The sequence below is a fragment of the Xanthomonas sp. NCPPB 2632 genome (assembly GCF_041228075.2).
GTDB lineage: Bacteria > Pseudomonadota > Gammaproteobacteria > Xanthomonadales > Rhodanobacteraceae > Luteibacter.
On record NZ_CM192979.1, the window covers coordinates 1,579,156 to 1,595,726 of the forward strand.

The window sequence follows — 16,571 nt, forward strand, 5'->3', positions numbered from 1 at the left end:
GGTGAACCTGCACGCTCTTCCAGCCTCGGCCCTGCGCGGCGAAGGCATGACTTCCCAGCGCGCACGGGATCGCCTCGTGACCAAGCTGGTCGAGGAGGGCATTCGCGACGATCGCGTGCTGGAGGTCATCCGTCAGTTGCCGCGCCATCATTTCATCGACCAGGCGCTGCATTCGCGCGCCTACGAAAACACCGCGCTGCCGATCGGCCACGGGCAGACCATCTCGCAGCCGTGGATCGTCGCACGCATGACCGAAGCACTGATCGAGCGCGAGGTGCCCGAGCGCGTCCTCGAGATCGGTACCGGCTCCGGCTACCAGGCCGCCGTACTCGCGGGCATCGTGCCCACGGTGTACACCGTGGAGCGCATCGAGGAATTGCTGCGCCAGGCGCGCCGCCGTTTCCGCCAGCTGGGCATCGAGAACCTCCGTTCCCGTCACGACGACGGCAAGCTGGGCTGGGCATCCGACGCACCGTTCGACGCCATCATCCTGACCGCCGCGGGCGACCGCGTGCCGACCAAACTGCTCGACCAGCTGCGGCCGGGCGGCGTGCTGGTGGCCCCCGTGGGCGGCCCGAGCCAGCAGTTGCTGGTGCGGCTGCGCAAGGGCGACGACGGCACGGTGGTCCGCGAGGAACTGGGGCCCGTGAGTTTCGTGCCGCTGCTCGGCGGCATCGGCTGATGCCGTCACACCATAAGGGAAACCGCTGAATGCGGATGTTTTCGTCGCTTTACGAACGCGCCATCGTCTGGGCGCGTCATCGTCACGCCGTTCGCTACCTGGCGGGGCTGTCCTTCGTCGAGGCCTTCATCTTCCCGGTGATGCCCGAGGTGATGCTGGCGCCGATGATGCTGGCCGAGCCGCGCAAGGCGTTTCGTTACGCGAACTGGAGCCTGCTGTTCTCGCTGCTCGGGTCGCTGGTCGGCTACATGCTGGGCCACTTCGCCTTCGAGGCGCTGAAGCCGATGCTCGATTCCATGCACCTGCTGGCGCCGATCATGCGCGGCGTGGAAAACCTGCAGAAGGACATGGCCTCGCATTCGTTCGGGCTCTACATCGTGCTGGCGATGGCGGCGCTGCAGCCCGTGGTGCCGATGAAGTTCGTCACCTGGGCGTCGGGCATCGTCGGCGTGCCGCTGCTGCCGTTCCTGGTCTGCATGCTGGTCGGACGCGGCAAGCGCGTGTGGCTGCTGGCCCTGCTCATCCGTATCTTCGGCGAGCGTGCCGAAAAGATGCTCCGTAAACACATCGAGTGGATAGGCTGGGCTGTTATCGTGGCCGTCGTCCTCCTGGCCTTGTGGTGGTTCCTGTTGCGATGAACGACCGAGAAAGGAAATCCGCGATGTCCATGATCCGTCCGCTGGCCCCGGCCGTCGTGCTCGGCATGGCCGTGGTCCTTTCCGCCTGCACGCCCACCAGTTCCGTCGTGGTGACGCGCGCGCCGGGCAGCTATACCTCGTCGTCGTCGAACGCGCCGTCGCCGCCGCCCCCACCCGGCGGCAGCTACCGGGTGGTGAAGGGCGACACGCTCTACAGCATCGCCTTCCGCAACAAGGTCGATTTCCGCGACCTGGCCGGCTGGAACAACATCGCCTCGCCGTTCACCATCTGGCCCGGGCAGGACCTGCGCCTGTCGCCGCCGGGCCATGACGGCGCCAAGCCGGCACCGGCCCATGCCACGGCACCGGTGATCGCCGCAGTACCGCCGCCCGCCGGTCATCCGGCTCATGTAGCGCCGTCCGCCGGTATGCCGGTGGCCTCCGCGCCGCCTGCCGCGGTGCCTCCCGGTACGGTGTCGCCCGCTACCGCGCCACCCCTGCCGCCGGTGGGTGCCGCCGCCGCCACGGCCGCGTCTTCCGTGCCGGCCCCCGCGACCACCACCAACACCCCGGTCGTCGTCGCCGGCAAGCCGGCCGAATCGGTCGTGCCACCGCCGACCGCCCCGGCCACCGCGCCGGCGCCGGTGGAAAACCCGCCGGCCGCCACGCCCATCGTCGCCAGCGGCGCCACCCGCAGCGCCGGCGGCATCAACTGGCGCTGGCCGGCGGATGGCACGCTGATCAAGAAGTTCGCCTCGGGCGACGCCATTCCCGGCATCGAAGTCGCCGGCAAGGCCGGCGACCCCGTGCGCGCCGCCGCGGATGGCGTGGTTGTCTACAGCGGCAACGGGCTGGTCGGCTACGGCGAGCTGGTCATCATCAAGCACAGCGACAGCTTCCTCTCCGCCTACGGCCACAACCGCAAGCGACTGGTCAAGGAAGGCGAGAAGGTGAAAGCCGGTCAGTCGGTGGCCGAGATGGGTTCCTCCGGCGCCACCCGCGACGAGCTGCAATTCCAGATCCGCCGCGACGGCAACCCCGTCGACCCCCTGCAATACCTGCCGCAGAAATAATCCCCGCGCCACGCGCGCCCGGATCCAATGGCGGTTGTAGGAGCGCACGATGTGCGCGATCAGGGTGTGCCGGGGTGTTGGAGCAACGCGGGCGGCCGCGCGGCGTTAGGAGGCGTGGTGTTTTAGGGTGCGGGCTTCGAAGGCCTGGAGGTGGGCGTACGCCACCTCGAGCATCGGCGCGGCCACACCCGCCTCGCGTGCCCGCCGCAGCATGTCGCCGACCAGATGATCCGCCTCGACGCGTTGGCCCGATTCGAGATCGCGCAGCATGGAGGCGGTGACCGGCGACCCTTCCTGCGTGAAGGTTTTCCACGCCACCGAGCGTGCCGCGTCGGGCACCGGCTGGCCGGCGGCGCGCGCTACCGCCAGGCATTCCTCGTACAGGCGGCCCATCAACTCGCCGCCGTCGTTCGTGGCGAGGATGTCGCCGACGGCGGCGCGAAACAGGCAAGTGGCGCCGGCGAGGGTGGTGATGAAGGTGAACTTGGCCCAGAGGGCGCGCTGGATATCGCTCGCGTGGGCATGATCGACGCCCGCCGCGGCGAAGGCCTGGGCGATGGCCACACAACGGCCGTCGTGCGGGTGGCCGTCGCGTTCGCCAAAGGTCACCGAAGCGCCGCTGCCCAGGTGGAGGATCTCGCCCTCGGGGCCTTTGGTCGCGCTGATGAAGCACAGGCCGCCCAGCACCTGGTCCGGCCCGAAGCGGCTCTCCAGCGCGGGGTAATGCGCCAGCCCGTTGAGGATCGGCAGGATGACCGTCCGTTCGCCCACCGCAGGATCGATGGCTTCGATCGCCGAGTGCAGGTCGTAGGCCTTGCAGGACAGCAGCACGACGTCGAAGGCGCCGGCGTCGCCGACGGTCGCCGCCGTGGTGGTTCGCACGGGCAGCGTGGCGTCGCCGAAAGGACTGCGAATGGTGAGACCGCGAGCGGCCAGCGCGGCTTCCCGCTCGGGGCGGACCAGGAAGGTGACGTCCGCACCGGACTCGGCCAGCCGGCCCCCGAAGTAGCCGCCGGTCCCGCCCGCACCGAGGACGAGCCAGCGCATGGCAATCAGCCCGCGGGCAGGATGAAGGCGGCCAGGACCTTGCGACCCTCACCGGCCAGCAGGCTGTAGGTGCGCGCGGCGGAGCCGTTGGTCATGGCCTCCACGCCGATGCCCTTCTTCAGCAGGCCGGCCATGAAGGCGGCCGGCGGGAACACCTGGCGCTCGCCGGTACCCAGCAGCACCAGTTCCGGCGCCAGGGCCACGAACGTCGCCACATCGTCGGCCGACAGCTGGCCGGCATCGGTGACGGCCCAGTCCTCGACCACCTGTTCCGGTGTGAGCAGCAGGCTGCGATGGAAATCGCGATCGACGATGGTGACCGTATCGGCGCCCACGCGGCGGACGAAGAGGTACTCACCCGGGTGTTCGAACGACAGGTCCATGGTGGTTACCGGGGCAGGGCGAGCTTCGGATCCTGCTCGTTTCGACGGAACAGGACGACGATGTGGCCGATTTCCTGGACGTTCTCGGCACCGGTCTGGCCGGACAGGAAGGCGATCTGGGCCTGGCGCTCGTCCTTGTCGCCGCCGGAAAGCTTGACCTTGACCAGCTCGTGGATATCAAGGGCCTGGGCCAGTTCCTTCGCCACGGCCTCGGTCGCGCCCTTGTTACCGAGCAGGATGACCGGTCGGAGATCGTGGGCGAGGCTGCGGAGGTAGCGGCGCTGTGTAGGGGAAAGCGACATTGCGTTCAGGTTCGATGTGCGGCGGACAGGTGGCAAAGGGTATCATGCAAGGCCTGCTCCTTATTAAGTATCCGGTCAAAAGCCCATGGCACGCAGCAAGACCAGCTCCCGTTGGCTGAAAGAGCACTTCGACGATCCCTACGTCAAGAAGGCTCAGGCCGAGGGTGCCCGTTCGCGCGCCATCTACAAGCTGGAGGAACTGATCGAGCGCGACCGCCTGATCAAGCCCGGCATGACCGTGGTCGACCTCGGGGCCGCTCCCGGCGGCTGGTCACAGCTGGCCCGCCAGCGCATGGGCGACACCGGCACGGTCATCGCCCTGGACATCCTGCCCATGGCCAGCCTGGCCGGCGTGGACTTCATGCAGGGCGATTTCCGCGAGGAAACGGTGCTTCGCGAGCTGGAAACCATGCTCGAAGGCCGCAAGGTCGATCTTGTCCTCTCGGACATGGCCCCCAATATGTCCGGTGTGGCACTGGCCGACCAGATCCGCGCGATGGACCTTTGCGACCTGGCCCGGCAGTTCAGTCTCGACTGGCTCAAGCCGGGAGGGTCGTTCCTGGTGAAGCTGTTCCAGGGCGTGGGATTCGACGAGTACCTCAAGACCTTGCGCGCTGACTTCAGTCGCGTGACGATGCGTAAACCGAAAGCCTCCCGCGCACGTTCGCCGGAGGTGTATGCACTGGCGACCGGGCTCAAATCCGCGTCCCGGCAACCAGGCGAGAACCGCGCATGAATGAGATGGCAAAAAATCTGTTGCTCTGGCTGATCATCGCGGTGGTCCTCCTGACCGTGTTCCAGACCTTCAACCCGCACAGCGGTTCGTCGCAGGACATGTCCTACACGACGTTCGCCCAGCAGGTGGATAACGGGAACGTCGCCAGCGGCACCATCACCTCCACGGCACCGCCCACCATCACGGGCAAGCTGAAAGACGGTGGGGCGTACCGCACGGTGGTCCCCGTGGTCGGCCTTTCCTCCAGCGATCTGGTCAAGCAGATGCGCGACAAGGGTGTCGAGCTTCGCCAGGAGCCCGCCGACAACGGCTTCTCGCTGCTCGGCCTGGTCTTCAACTGGCTGCCCATCATCATCTTCGTGGCCGTGCTGATCTGGTTCATGCGCCAGATGCAGGCCGGCTCCGGCGGTCGCGGCGCCATGAGCTTCGGGCGTTCGCGCGCCAAGCTGCAGGGCGAAGACCAGGTCAAGGTCAACTTCAGCGACGTCGCGGGCTGCGACGAGGCGAAGGAGGAAGTCGGCGAACTGGTCGAGTTCCTGCGTGATCCCGGCAAGTTCCAGAAGCTCGGCGGCAAGATCCCCCGCGGCGTGCTGATGGTCGGTCCTCCGGGTACCGGCAAGACGCTGCTGGCCAAGGCCATCGCCGGCGAAGCCAAGGTGCCGTTCTTCTCGATCTCCGGTTCGGACTTCGTCGAAATGTTCGTCGGTGTCGGCGCCAGCCGTGTCCGTGACATGTTCGAGCAGGCCAAGAAGCACGCCCCCTGCATCATCTTCATCGACGAGATCGACGCCGTCGGCCGCCATCGTGGCGCCGGCATGGGTGGCGGTCACGACGAGCGCGAGCAGACCCTCAACCAGCTGCTGGTCGAGATGGACGGCTTCGAGGGTACCGAAGGCATCATCGTCATCGCCGCCACCAACCGTCCGGACGTGCTCGATCCCGCGCTGCTGCGTCCGGGTCGCTTCGACCGCCAGGTGGTCGTCGGCCTGCCCGACGTCAAGGGTCGCGAGCAGATCCTCAAGGTGCACATGCGCAAGGTGCCCACGGCCACCGACGTCGAGGCCATGGTCATCGCGCGCGGTACGCCCGGTTTCTCCGGCGCTGACCTTGCCAACCTCGTCAACGAGGCCGCGTTGTTCGCCGCCCGGGAGAACGCCCGCGAAGTGCGCATGAGCCACCTGGATCGTGCCCGCGACAAGATCCTCATGGGTGCGGAGCGCCGCTCCATGGCCATGAACGACGAGGAAAAGAAGCTCACCGCCTATCACGAGGCCGGCCACGCCATCATCGGTCGCCTGGTGCCCGAGCACGATCCCGTCTACAAGGTCACCATCATCCCGCGCGGCCGTGCGCTCGGCGTCACCATGTACCTGCCCGAGGGCGATCGGTACAGCCTCAACAAGGTGGCGATCGAATCGCAGCTGTGTTCGCTGTATGGCGGTCGGGTGGCGGAGGAAGTGATCTTCGGCCATGACAAGATCACGACGGGCGCGTCCAACGACATCGAGCGGGCCACGAAGATGGCGCGCAACATGGCGACCAAGTGGGGCCTTTCGGACGAACTGGGTCCGGTCATGTACGGCGAGGAAGAGGACGAGGTCTTCATCGGTCGCTCGGTGACGCAGCACAAGAGCGTCTCCAACGAGACCGCGCGCAAGATCGACGAGGTGGTGCGCACCATCCTCGATCGCGCCTACGCGCGCAGCAAGGAGCTGCTGACGAGCAACATCGACAAGCTGCACATCATGGCCGAGGCCCTGTTGTTGTACGAAACCATCGATGCACGGCAGATCGACGACATCATGAACGGTCGCGAGCCGGGTCCTCCGGCCGACTGGCAGAAGCCGGGCTCCACGCCCCCGCCGCCTCCGCCGCGCGGTGACGCCGGTGCGGCGCCGGACAAGGTCGGCAATCCGGCCACGCAGATCTGATCGAAGAAGGCGGCCTCCGGGCCGCCTTCGCGTATCGAAGGTCGGGCCGGCGGCCAGGTTTCGCATGCGTGCGAAGGCCCATTCGGACGGCTAATTGAACGTTGCGTTATCCGGTTACGAAAATAGTTTCAGAAAAGTGTTGACGCACAGCCTCGATATCTGAATAATTCCGCTTCTCGGCACGGCGCTAACGGCTCCCAACGTTATCGCCGGGGTCAACGTTTCAAAGTGTGCGCCCGTAGCTCAGTTGGATAGAGTACCAGGCTACGAACTTGGTGGTCGGGAGTTCGAATCTCTCCGGGCGCACCATCTTTAAGCAGAAAGCCGACGCGTCAGCGCGACGGTAGCGATAGTTGAAAGTGTGGTGTGTTCATACGGATTGACGGGCTTGAGTTAGACCCGTAACATTTGAAGGCTTCAACCCGGTAGATGGGGCTGTCGCTTAGAAGTTCGGGGTATAGCTCAGTCTGGTAGAGCGCCAGCTTTGGGAGCTGGATGTCGGGGGTTCGAATCCCTCTGCCCCGACCAATGGCGTTCTACGTACAGTGCCTGCGCCTGTAGCTCAACCGGATAGAGCATCGGCCTTCTAAGCCGACGGTTGCAGGTTCGATTCCTGTCGGGCGCGCCAGAACGTGTTTTATGGTGGGCGTAGCTCAGCTGGTTAGAGTACCGGATTGTGATTCCGGATGTCGTGGGTTCGAGTCCCATCGTCCACCCCACTTACAACGTGGTTTGCGAGTTTAAAACGGGCCGTTAGCTCAGTTGGTAGAGCAGTTGACTCTTAATCAATTGGTCGTAAGTTCGAATCTTACACGGCCCACCAATTTGAATCAGGCACTTAGAGCAATCTAGGTGCCTTTTTTTATGGTCTTGCTTCATCAGTCGCTCGCGAATCTCCGGGCCAGACAGGATGCCCGATGTCCGTGTTCCAACGATTCTCGTCAAACCGTTCTCGCTTTGCGTTGCCCGCCTGGCTGCTGGCCGTTGTCGTCGCCCTCTACATCCTGCTGGTGCTCAACCGCAGTCTCTGGGCGGAAGTGCATGAGGCGCTGGCCGTATCGCGAGGCGCGGTCGGGTTCGGCGCGCTGGGGGTGGCCGTCTATTGCCGCCTGATCGGCAATCTTGCCCTGACCATCGCGCTGGTGACCTGGCCGCGCATCGGTAAGCCGCTGCTGGCACTGCTGATCCTTATCTCCGCCGCCAGTGCGTATTACGCGCAGGCCTTCGGCGTGCGTCTCAACGAAGAAATCATCCAGAGCATCTTCGAGACGCAGCGCGCCGAAGCCATGGCGATGATCACCCCTGGCTCGGTGGGCTGGATCGCCCTGTTCGGCGTGCTGCCGGCAGTGCTCGTCCTCGTCGTGCCATTGCGCTTCGCCCGCTGGCAGCGAGATCTCGGCTGGCGAGCCATCGTTGTGTGCGTCGCTGCCGCGCTGATGCTCGTGCCACCCCTGCTGGTCGGTCGCACGTACGTCTACTTTGAGCGCAACCACCGCACCCTGTACGAGGTGTTCAACCCGTACGCCGCGCTCAGCGGCACGTTTCACTACCTGCAGCGTGACGTGTTCCGCCGGAAGACCACCATGACGCCGATCGGCACCGACGCCACGTTGGCACCGAACGCCGCGATGGCGGCGCGCAAGCGGATCGTCGTGCTGGTGGTGGGGGAGACCGCGCGCGCAGAGAACCAGTCGTTGCAGGGTTACGCACGCGACACCAATCCCGAGATGACGCGCGCGGGTGTGACCTACTTCACCGATGCACGGTCATGCGGCACGGCCACCACGGTGTCGGTGCCCTGCATGTTCTCGAACATGACGCGGGAGAAGTTCGACAAGCCCGTGGCCAAGGCGCGCTGGAACGTGCTCGATGTGCTGCAGCACGCCGGCGTGGACGTGTTCTGGCGAGACAACGACGAAGGTTGCAAGGACGTGTGCCTGCGGGTGCCCAATGACGATGTCACCAACGACAAGGTGGCTGGGCTGTGCAACGCCGACGGTTGCCTCGACGAGGTGCTGCTGGCCGACCTGCCGGCACGCCTGGCACGCATGCGCTCGCCCGCGCTGCTGGTGCTGCACATCAAGGGCAGTCACGGGCCGGCGTACTTCCAGCGCTATCCTGCCGCGTTCAACGTGTTCAAGCCCGGATGCGATACCGCGGAGGTGCAGACATGCACCTATGCGCAGGCAGTGGCCAGCTACGACAACACCATCCTCTACACCGACCACACCCTGGGTCGCGTGGTGGAAGCATTGAAGGCGGCGCCCGAGGTCGACAGCGTCATGATGTACCTGTCCGATCACGGGGAGTCGCTGGGCGAGAACGACGTCTACCTGCACGGGGCCGATTGGGACACCGCACCCAGTCAGCAGAAGCATATCCCGATGCTGATGTGGTTCTCGCCGGGGTGGGTGCGCGATGCCGGTGTCCGCATGGCATGCCTGGACCAGCGCCGCGTGCAGCCGTCGAGCCAGGACAACCTGTTCCATACGCTGCTGGGTTTCTTCGACACGCGTACGAGTGTCTATGTCCCGGCGCTCGACCTGCTGGCCGGCTGCCGCGGCTGACCCGTGCCGATGGGCCCGATTCACGCCATCTTCGTGACACCGCCAGGCCCTGTCGCCCGTCCATGATTCGGACCACGTTGACCGTCAGGTCGCACGGGGTGCGAGCGGATGCGGTCGGGCTTCACCATCAGGGGGTATGCATGAAGCGTTGGATCGTGGTTTTTCTTCTGTCGCTCCTGCCGGCGGTGACGCCAGCGGCCGAGCCGGTCTGGCAACCCGCGCGGGGTCTCTCGCAGATGCCGCTGTGGCCCGACGCACCACCGTCATCGCCTGCGCCCCCGGGTCCGGAATACGTATCTACGGGCAGCGACCGCATCGGTGGCAAGACGGTCACGGCGATCCATAACGTCTCGATACCGACGATCACGGTCTATCCACCCTCGGCACCAGGCAACGGCACGGCTGTACTGGTCATTCCCGGCGGCGGGTTCTCGATCCTGGCGATGGACCTGGAAGGTACCGAGGTATGCGACTGGCTGGTGCAGCGAGGCGTGACCTGCGTGCTGCTGAAATACCGTATCCCCAGTGCGCCCTACGACTGGACCTGCGACTGCCGCCCGCACAACTTCGCGCTGTCCGTGCCGTCCTACCAGGACACGCAGCGTGCCATGCGACTGATCCGTTCCCACGCCGCGGCCTGGCATGTCGACGCAGGCAAGGTCGGCGTACTGGGGTTTTCGGCGGGTGGTTTTCTCGTCGCCGAGGCAAGTACGAATTTCAGGCGCCGCGTCTATCGTCCTGTCGATGATGTGGATACGGTGAGCGCGCGACCGGATTTTGCCGTGGGCATCTATCCGGGGCACCTGACCGCCGACCGGGCAACGCTTAATCCCACCGTACGCGTACCGAAGGATGCCCCGCCGACGTTCCTGCTGCAGGCGGAGGACGACCACGTGGACGGCGTGGATCAGGTGCTGGTGTATTACCGGGCGCTCAAGGAGGCAGGTGTGCAGGCGGAGCTGCATGTCTACCCGCACGGTGGTCATGCGTTCGGGCTGCGACCGACGGCCGAGCCGATTACACGGTGGCCGGCCCTGGTCGACACGTGGATGCAAAGCATCGGGATGCTTCCGGCTTCACGGGAGTGACCTCGCGTGGGGTATGGGGTCCAGGCGGCCGGACGATGTCGTGTCACCAGGCCTCTGGTGGACCTCGGCCCGGCGGCGTCCTAGAATGGCGCCGCGGGCGAGAGTGGCGGAATTGGTAGACGCACCAGATTTAGGTTCTGACGGGGTAACCCGTGCGGGTTCGAGTCCCGCCTCTCGCACCATCCTTCCTCGATGGATCAGAACGCAGTAATGCTGTTCCTGTCTGACGAGCACCGGGCGCCTGCGCATGCATTCATTTGCGTGGGGAAATTGCCAGCCGCCGGCATGAAGCAGTTCACGTAGGCCCATGTGCTGCCTTGACCAGGGCCACGCACGTAGTCCGACAATGAGCTACGGCAACGGCTATCCACCACGAGTTCGCCGGTGATGGTGCCGGCCGAGTCCAGGCTGTAGTTCGCGCTTCCCCGGTGCGCTGAGTTCTGGCCGGCCGGTACGACGTAAGGACCAGGCGCGATCGCCTGAATGAATATAGCCTCTGCGTTACGCGTTGCCCTATCTGCGGGCTCCACCGGATGCTCGTCACGACATACGCCGCCGCCGAGTGTCTCAGGACTCCAGCGCGAAACCGCGCTATGCGATGCGCTGGAGCCTGTGCTTGCACAGATGCGCTCATCCAGATCTCTCGTGGCCTGGGGTTGCGAATCGTGCAGGTACACATAGTCGCCGTTTTGCAATTCGATAAGCTTCTGCTCGACGAGTACGTCGACACCATGCTCGTCTTTAAGCATGACGTGGCGAACCACGGTTGTCTCGCTGTTGGCAGAAACGGATGCGTGCTGCGATACGACCTGGGCTGTGGCAACGATCGGAAAGGTAAGGATGCCTGTGATCAACATGAGACGCATGGTCTGTCCTCGTTCGATTCGAGGTTCCAGCGTCGCGTTGTTCGCCCGTCATCTCCATAAGAGCATTCCGAAAAATCGATGTCAGCGGACTGGTATTCGCCAATCTGGCGATTTGCGCGTTGATGGCCGAGACCTCAGTCAAGGCGTCAGTCGCGATCTACCAAGTGCGATGCCAGGACCGTAGCGAAGCTTGGCCTGCGTCATCGGCTGACGATAACCATGGGATGCGTCGAAAGCCTACATGCCTCCACCTTGCGGAAGCGGAGGATTGTGTCGCCGCACGAGGCGCGGCGTCACTCTCAGAAAGGAGTTCCGATGAAAATCGATTCGATGAATCTCGAAAGTCAGCGTGTTCAAACCCACGGCATCGTGGTCTGGATCGTTGACTTGCTCACACCTCGTCCGGGCACCGGCCTCTAAGTCGCAAGCTTCTGAGTCGGTGCTTCGTTCGTACGGATGCTGTGCCGATTCAGACCTGCTTGCTTGAGCTCGCGTGTATTGCTTCTGTTGGCCGGCGACGATGGAGTTGAAGGCTGTAAGCAGCCGATATCAAGGGAAAGATGCTGGAGATGATGCCGACGGAGTCGTTCTTTCCAAATACGAAGTACAGCAAGGTAAGGAAGCTTCCACCAAGCGATAACCACCAGAAGGATGCGGGAATACGAATCGAGCCGGCCTTTCTGCTGGCATGGGCCTGAATCAACCATCGCAGGGAAAAAAGTAAGGTTCCGGCGTAGCCGACAGTTTTCCAGGGCGTCAATGTCACGCCGAGCGTCGTAAAAATCGCTTCGTTCACCTTGCTGCCTCGAAGATTCAAGCGGTCATGTTGGCGTGGCCGTTATGTGCAATCCATACGGTTCCTCCGAAAAGAAGGCTTCGTTGTTACCGACGGATGACGTGGGCTATGACGGACTCTAACTAAGCATGCCCACGAGTTTGAGAAATCCCAGCGCCGCCGCAAAAAGCCCTGCCGTAGCAACGAAGGGATACCAGCGCGCCTCGGCGTTGATCTTCGACGTCTCCGCCATGAGCTTGCCGATCTCCGCGCGGATTTTTTCCAGGTCGTCGGGTGTCATGCGCAATAGCTCGGGTGTCTGGTGTTCGAATGAAGTTGAACCCCCATGCTCGCGTAAAACCCACGACCGATCCATACGATCAATCTGAAAAATAGCCGTCATCGACGGTGGGCTATCACCCGTCCGCCCGAGTCCGCCGCGCCACGATCGTCGCCAGCACCGCGAGCACCAGCGTGATGGCGAAGTTCGCCATGAAAGCGGCCGTATGCGACACATCGAGCAACGCGGCGAACAATGTCCCGCCGATGGCGAGTGTCGTGGCCACCATCAACGATTCGCACAGTTGTAGCGCCGAGCTGTTGCGGCCTTGCTCGTGCGTGGCCGACATCGACAGCGCCAGGACAGACAGCGTGCCGTAGAGCATGCCCATGCCTAGCCCCGTGAGCAGCCAACCCGCGACCGCCGCCGGCACGGGCATCCAGGCGAACACGGCGCAGGTGACGATGCCCACGCCGAGCACCATCAGGGCGGTGCCGCGCGTGAGCAATTGCAGGCGGGAGATCGTCGCGTAATGGCCCTGGTACCACGAGCCGGAGAACCAGCCGATCGCGCCCACGCTGATCGCCAGGCCCGACCATGTCGGCGACAGCCCGTGCTGCTGGGTGAAGACCAGCGGAAGGAAGGCCTCGGCGCCGAAGAAGGCGGAGGCCGCGATACCGCGCAGGGCGATGACCGCGGGCAGGCCACTGGCGGCGCGGAGCGTGCCGGCGGGTAGAAGGCGGCGGCCGCAGAAGATCAGCAGGGCGAGTGACGGCAGCAGGAGCGAGGCGGCAACGACCCCGCGTTCCTGGCCTGCGGCGAACAACAGGCAAACGCCGAGCGAGGCGCCGATGGCGTCGGGAAGTCGGGTGCCGGCGTCCGACGCGTTGTCCGAAGGTGCGGGCAGGGAGCGCAGCGCACCCCGCAGGCCGAGCGCGGCGGGCAGGGCCAGCACGGGCACGGCGAGAAAGACCCAGCGCCAGCCGACGTGCTCCACGATGGCGCCGCTGACGGCCGGGCCGATCAGGGCGGGCACGACCCACCCGGCGGAGAACGAGGCGAAGACCTTCGGTCGCAGGGGAGCCGGATAGAGCCGCCCGACGATCACGTAAAGCGCCGGCGAGAGACAGCCGGCGCCGAGCCCCTGGACCAGGCGGCCCGCCAGCAGCATCGGCATGTTCTGTGCGAAGCCGGCCACGAGCAGGCCGGTGACGAAACCGGCCAGGCCGGTCCACATGGCCGGGGCGGGCCCGCGGCGATCGGTCCAGCGGCCGGACACCGTCATGCCGATGATGCTGGTGGCCAGCACGCCGCCGAAGGCCAGGGCGTACGCGCGCAGGCCGTCCAGCTCCCGCGCGACCGTCGGCATGGCAGTGGTGACCGCCAGCGCCTCGAAGGCGATCAGCGAGATGAGGCTGGCCATCCCGAGGGTGGCCGCCCGGTAGCGCGGGCCGAGGATGCCCTCGTCGGCGGGTGTGGCGGTATCGGAAAGGCGATCGGGTTCGGGGGTTCCCACGTGCATGCTGGTGTCCTTGGGGCGGGGAGTGTCGCACGCTTGCCTGCGGCGACCGGAAAGGCGCAGCATGAGACCTCAACCAATATTCAGGTCAACAGATGCGGGAACTGAGCGTGGGTGAGGTGGCCCGGCGTGCGGGCGTGGCTGTGTCGGCACTGCACTTCTACGAGCGGAAGGGGCTGATCCACAGCCTGCGAACGTCGGGCAACCAGCGTCGCTTTTCCGCCGACGTGCTGCGCCGGATCGCGGTCATCCGGGTAGCGCAGCGGGTCGGCATGCCGCTGGAGGCGATCCGGCAGGCGCTGGCGACCCTGCCGGACTCGCGCACACCGACCCGGGAGGACTGGGCGAGGATGTCAGCGGCATGGAGGGAGGAAATGGATCAGCGTATTGCGCAACTACTTAATCTAAAAGATAAACTGGCGGACTGCATCGGCTGCGGCTGCCTCTCGTTGACAGCCTGCGCCCTGGCCAATCCGGGAGATTCGCTGGCAGCGGACGGTGGTGGTCCCAGGCGCTGGGCTCCCGGATAAGGCAGGTTGCGGCATTGGGAGGGCAAAACGTAGAATGGGCAGTCATTTGCGGGGTTTTTTCGCCGCCGGAGACGAAAGTCGCGGCGACGCGTCCGACATTCGCGGTGGGTCCCATTGTTCTGGTTACGGCGACGGAAGCTCGCCATCGCGCCACGTCACGTGGCGGTTTCAGGAGAGGTCATGCAGGTTTCGGTTGAGAATGTCGGCAAGCTCGGGCGCAAGCTCACGGTGAAGTTCCCGGCGGAGCGCCTGGAGTCGCAGGTGAACGCGCGCATCGCGGAAATGGGTCGCACGGTCCGCCTGAAGGGCTTCCGTCCGGGCAAGGTGCCCACCACCGTGATCAAGCAGCGCTTCGGCGCGCAGGTCCGTGGCGAGGCCTTGTCCGAGCTGATCGGCAGCACCCTGCGCGAGGCCGTCGAGCAGGAGAAACTGCAGCCGATCGCCAACCCGTCGGTGGACACCACGGGCAACGCGGAAGCGGGCGAGATCGCCTACACCGCCACGTTCGAGATCATGCCGGAGTTCCCGGCGATCGACGTCGCCGCGCTCGAGATCGCCCGGCCCAAGGCCGAGGTGAAGGACGCCGACATCGACAAGATGATCGAGACGCTGCGCACCCAGCGCCGCAGCTTCGACGAAGTAACGCGCGCCTCCAAGGACGGCGACTTCGTCATGTTCGAATACGCCGCCGAAGCCGGCGACTATCGCTTCCCGGCCGAAGGCCTTGAGCGCGCGGGTAGCGTGCTCGGCTCCGGCACCCTGTTCAAGGCGCTGGACGAGGCCCTGACCGGCCGCACCGCGGGTGAGGACCTGGTCCAGGACGTCGCTTTCCCGGACGATTTCCGCAACCCCGAGCTCGCCGGCAAGACCGCCAAGGTCACCTTCAAGATCGTGAAGGTGCAGGAGCCCAACCTGCCGGCCGTGGATGCCGAGTTCGTCAAGCTGTTCGGCGTGGTCGACGGCGACCTGGAAACCTTCCGCAAGGAAGTCCGCGCCAACCTCGAGCGTGAGCTGAAAGCCACCGTGATGGCCCGCCTGAAGTCGGAAGTGGCCGAGAAGCTGGCCGCCGCCTACCCGGAACTGGAAGTGCCCGAGCTGATGGTCGACGCCGAGGCCCGCAGCCTGGCGTCCGGCAACCTGCCGCGTGGCCAGGAGCCCAGCCCGCAGATGGTGGCCGAGGCCGCTCCGTTCGCGCGCAAGCGCGTCGCCGCCGCGCTGCTGATGGGTGAGATCGCCCGCAAGAACGAGCTGCGCCTGGACCGCAAGCGCATGGCCGAGATGCTGACCGCGATCGCCTCTACCTATGAAGAACCGGAAAAGGTCATTGAACTGTATAACAGCGATCCCCAACTGATGTCGGGACTGCAGAACCGCGTGATGGAAGATCAGGTGGCGGAATGGGTGGCGGACAACGCCAAATCCACCGACCAGGAGCTGAGCTTCGACGAGGTGATGCGACCGATCGGCGCGTAAGCACCGATCCTCTTGCAACAGCCGGGCCCCACACCTAGGAGAGACCGCATGTCCATGGCTCCGATCCAGAACCTCAACCTGGTGCCCATTGTCGTCGAGCAAACCTCGCGCGGCGAGCGTTCGTACGACATCTACTCGCGTCTCCTCAAGGAGCGCATCATCTTCGCGGTCGGCCCGGTCGACGATTACATGGCCAATGTGATCGTCGCCCAGTTGCTGTTCCTGGAATCCGAAAACCCGGACAAGGACATCAACCTGTACATCAACAGCCCCGGCGGCTCGGTCACCGCGGGCATGGCGATCTACGACACGATGCAGTTCGTGAAGCCGGACGTCAGCACCATGTGCATCGGCCAGGCCGCCTCCATGGGCGCCTTGCTGCTGGCCGCCGGTGCGGCGGGCAAGCGGTATTCGCTGCCGCACTCGCGCATCATGATCCACCAGCCCTGGGCCGGTGGTATCTCGGGCCAGGCCACGGACATCGAGATTCACGCCCGTGAAATCCTGACCATGCGCGAGCGCCTGAACGCCATCCTTGCCCACCACAGTGGCAAGACGGTCGAGGAAATCGCCCGGGATACCGAGCGCGACCGCTTCATGAGCGGCGCCGAGGCCCAGGCGTATGGCCTGATCGACTCGGTGCCCGACAAGCGCGCGGTCGACACCGTCCGCTCGGCTTGA

At 65.1% G+C, this 16,571-nt stretch carries 17 protein-coding genes and 6 tRNA genes; 16 read left to right on the forward strand and 7 right to left on the reverse strand.

Translation table 11 applies throughout. From position 1 onward, the window contains the following. Positions 1–46 precede the first annotated feature (46 nt). From AB8808_RS07165 to AB8808_RS07175, 3 genes are read left to right on the forward strand one after another with little or no spacing between them, the layout of a single operon-like run. On the forward strand, positions 47–682 hold the full coding sequence (locus AB8808_RS07165) for a protein-L-isoaspartate(D-aspartate) O-methyltransferase (RefSeq protein ID WP_369928003.1): 636 nt from the start codon (positions 47–49) through the stop codon (positions 680–682). A 29-nt stretch (positions 683–711) separates the two neighbouring features. Then, entirely contained in the window at positions 712–1,320 is a 609-nt protein-coding gene (locus AB8808_RS07170) for a YqaA family protein (protein WP_369928005.1), read from the forward strand. Positions 1,321–1,343: 23 nt separating this feature from the next. Beyond that, the gene (locus AB8808_RS07175) at positions 1,344–2,393 is read left to right on the forward strand and encodes a peptidoglycan DD-metalloendopeptidase family protein (RefSeq protein WP_369928007.1); all 1,050 of its coding nucleotides are present in this window, start codon (positions 1,344–1,346) and stop codon (positions 2,391–2,393) included. 105 nt (positions 2,394–2,498) lie between these two features. On the opposite strand, the gene panE is transcribed toward AB8808_RS07175, so the two are convergent. The 3 genes from panE to AB8808_RS07190 are packed head-to-tail and all read right to left on the reverse strand — an operon-like array spanning position 2,499 to position 4,125. After that, on the reverse strand, positions 2,499–3,440 hold the full coding sequence (gene panE, locus AB8808_RS07180; RefSeq protein WP_369928009.1) for a 2-dehydropantoate 2-reductase: 942 nt from the start codon (positions 3,438–3,440) through the stop codon (positions 2,499–2,501). Between the two features lie 5 nt (positions 3,441–3,445). Beyond that, on the reverse strand, positions 3,446–3,823 hold the full coding sequence (locus AB8808_RS07185; protein WP_369928011.1) for an Mth938-like domain-containing protein: 378 nt from the start codon (positions 3,821–3,823) through the stop codon (positions 3,446–3,448). Positions 3,824–3,828: 5 nt separating this feature from the next. Further along, a complete protein-coding gene (locus AB8808_RS07190) occupies positions 3,829–4,125 on the reverse strand; it encodes a YhbY family RNA-binding protein (RefSeq protein ID WP_036112039.1) in 297 nt (98 codons plus the stop codon). Between the two features lie 85 nt (positions 4,126–4,210). Here AB8808_RS07190 and rlmE point away from each other — a divergent pair, with 85 nt between their 5' ends. From rlmE to AB8808_RS07240, 10 genes are all read left to right on the forward strand, one after another. Beyond that, positions 4,211–4,861: a 23S rRNA (uridine(2552)-2'-O)-methyltransferase RlmE gene (gene rlmE / locus AB8808_RS07195; protein WP_369928014.1), complete on the forward strand. Its 651-nt coding sequence runs from the start codon at positions 4,211–4,213 to the stop codon at positions 4,859–4,861. After that, positions 4,858–6,792 (forward strand): ATP-dependent zinc metalloprotease FtsH, encoded by a 1,935-nt coding sequence (gene ftsH, locus AB8808_RS07200; RefSeq protein WP_369928016.1) that lies wholly within the window; start codon positions 4,858–4,860, stop codon positions 6,790–6,792. Before rlmE ends, ftsH begins: the two co-directional genes overlap by 4 nt. A 232-nt stretch (positions 6,793–7,024) precedes the next feature. Beyond that, positions 7,025–7,101: transfer RNA gene (locus AB8808_RS07205), tRNA-Arg, on the forward strand. Between the two features lie 142 nt (positions 7,102–7,243). Further along, positions 7,244–7,320, forward strand: a tRNA-Pro gene (locus AB8808_RS07210). A gap of 23 nt (positions 7,321–7,343) precedes the next feature. After that, positions 7,344–7,420, forward strand: a tRNA-Arg gene (locus tag AB8808_RS07215). A 14-nt stretch (positions 7,421–7,434) separates the two neighbouring features. Continuing rightward, a tRNA-His gene (locus tag AB8808_RS07220) sits at positions 7,435–7,511 on the forward strand. A gap of 28 nt (positions 7,512–7,539) precedes the next feature. Beyond that, positions 7,540–7,615, forward strand: a tRNA-Lys gene (locus tag AB8808_RS07225). Between the two features lie 94 nt (positions 7,616–7,709). Beyond that, positions 7,710–9,359: a phosphoethanolamine transferase gene (locus AB8808_RS07230; RefSeq protein WP_369928018.1), complete on the forward strand. Its 1,650-nt coding sequence runs from the start codon at positions 7,710–7,712 to the stop codon at positions 9,357–9,359. A 236-nt stretch (positions 9,360–9,595) separates the two neighbouring features. Further along, entirely contained in the window at positions 9,596–10,447 is an 852-nt protein-coding gene (locus AB8808_RS07235; RefSeq protein WP_369931342.1) for an alpha/beta hydrolase, read from the forward strand. 97 nt (positions 10,448–10,544) lie between these two features. Continuing rightward, positions 10,545–10,629, forward strand: a tRNA-Leu gene (locus tag AB8808_RS07240). Positions 10,630–10,644: 15 nt separating this feature from the next. Here the strand turns inward: AB8808_RS07240 and AB8808_RS07245 are convergent. From AB8808_RS07245 to AB8808_RS07260, 4 genes are all read right to left on the reverse strand, one after another. Further along, a complete protein-coding gene (locus tag AB8808_RS07245) occupies positions 10,645–11,313 on the reverse strand; it encodes a hypothetical protein (RefSeq protein ID WP_369928020.1) in 669 nt (222 codons plus the stop codon). Positions 11,314–11,782: 469 nt separating this feature from the next. After that, entirely contained in the window at positions 11,783–12,109 is a 327-nt protein-coding gene (locus AB8808_RS07250; RefSeq protein WP_369928022.1) for a lipid-A-disaccharide synthase N-terminal domain-containing protein, read from the reverse strand. A 118-nt stretch (positions 12,110–12,227) separates the two neighbouring features. Further along, on the reverse strand, positions 12,228–12,389 hold the full coding sequence (locus tag AB8808_RS07255; RefSeq protein WP_369928024.1) for a hypothetical protein: 162 nt from the start codon (positions 12,387–12,389) through the stop codon (positions 12,228–12,230). 115 nt (positions 12,390–12,504) lie between these two features. Next, complete coding sequence (locus tag AB8808_RS07260) at positions 12,505–13,890, reverse strand: MFS transporter (protein WP_369928026.1); 1,386 nt, start codon at positions 13,888–13,890, stop codon at positions 12,505–12,507. A 92-nt stretch (positions 13,891–13,982) separates the two neighbouring features. Between AB8808_RS07260 and soxR the strand changes: the two genes are divergently transcribed. The 3 genes from soxR to clpP all read left to right on the forward strand — a co-directional run bounded on the left by soxR (position 13,983) and on the right by clpP (position 16,571). Further along, positions 13,983–14,417: a redox-sensitive transcriptional activator SoxR gene (gene soxR / locus AB8808_RS07265; protein ID WP_369928028.1), complete on the forward strand. Its 435-nt coding sequence runs from the start codon at positions 13,983–13,985 to the stop codon at positions 14,415–14,417. A gap of 180 nt (positions 14,418–14,597) precedes the next feature. After that, on the forward strand, positions 14,598–15,890 hold the full coding sequence (gene tig, locus AB8808_RS07270; protein WP_369928030.1) for a trigger factor: 1,293 nt from the start codon (positions 14,598–14,600) through the stop codon (positions 15,888–15,890). A 54-nt stretch (positions 15,891–15,944) separates the two neighbouring features. Continuing rightward, positions 15,945–16,571 (forward strand): ATP-dependent Clp endopeptidase proteolytic subunit ClpP, encoded by a 627-nt coding sequence (gene clpP, locus AB8808_RS07275; RefSeq protein ID WP_369931343.1) that lies wholly within the window; start codon positions 15,945–15,947, stop codon positions 16,569–16,571.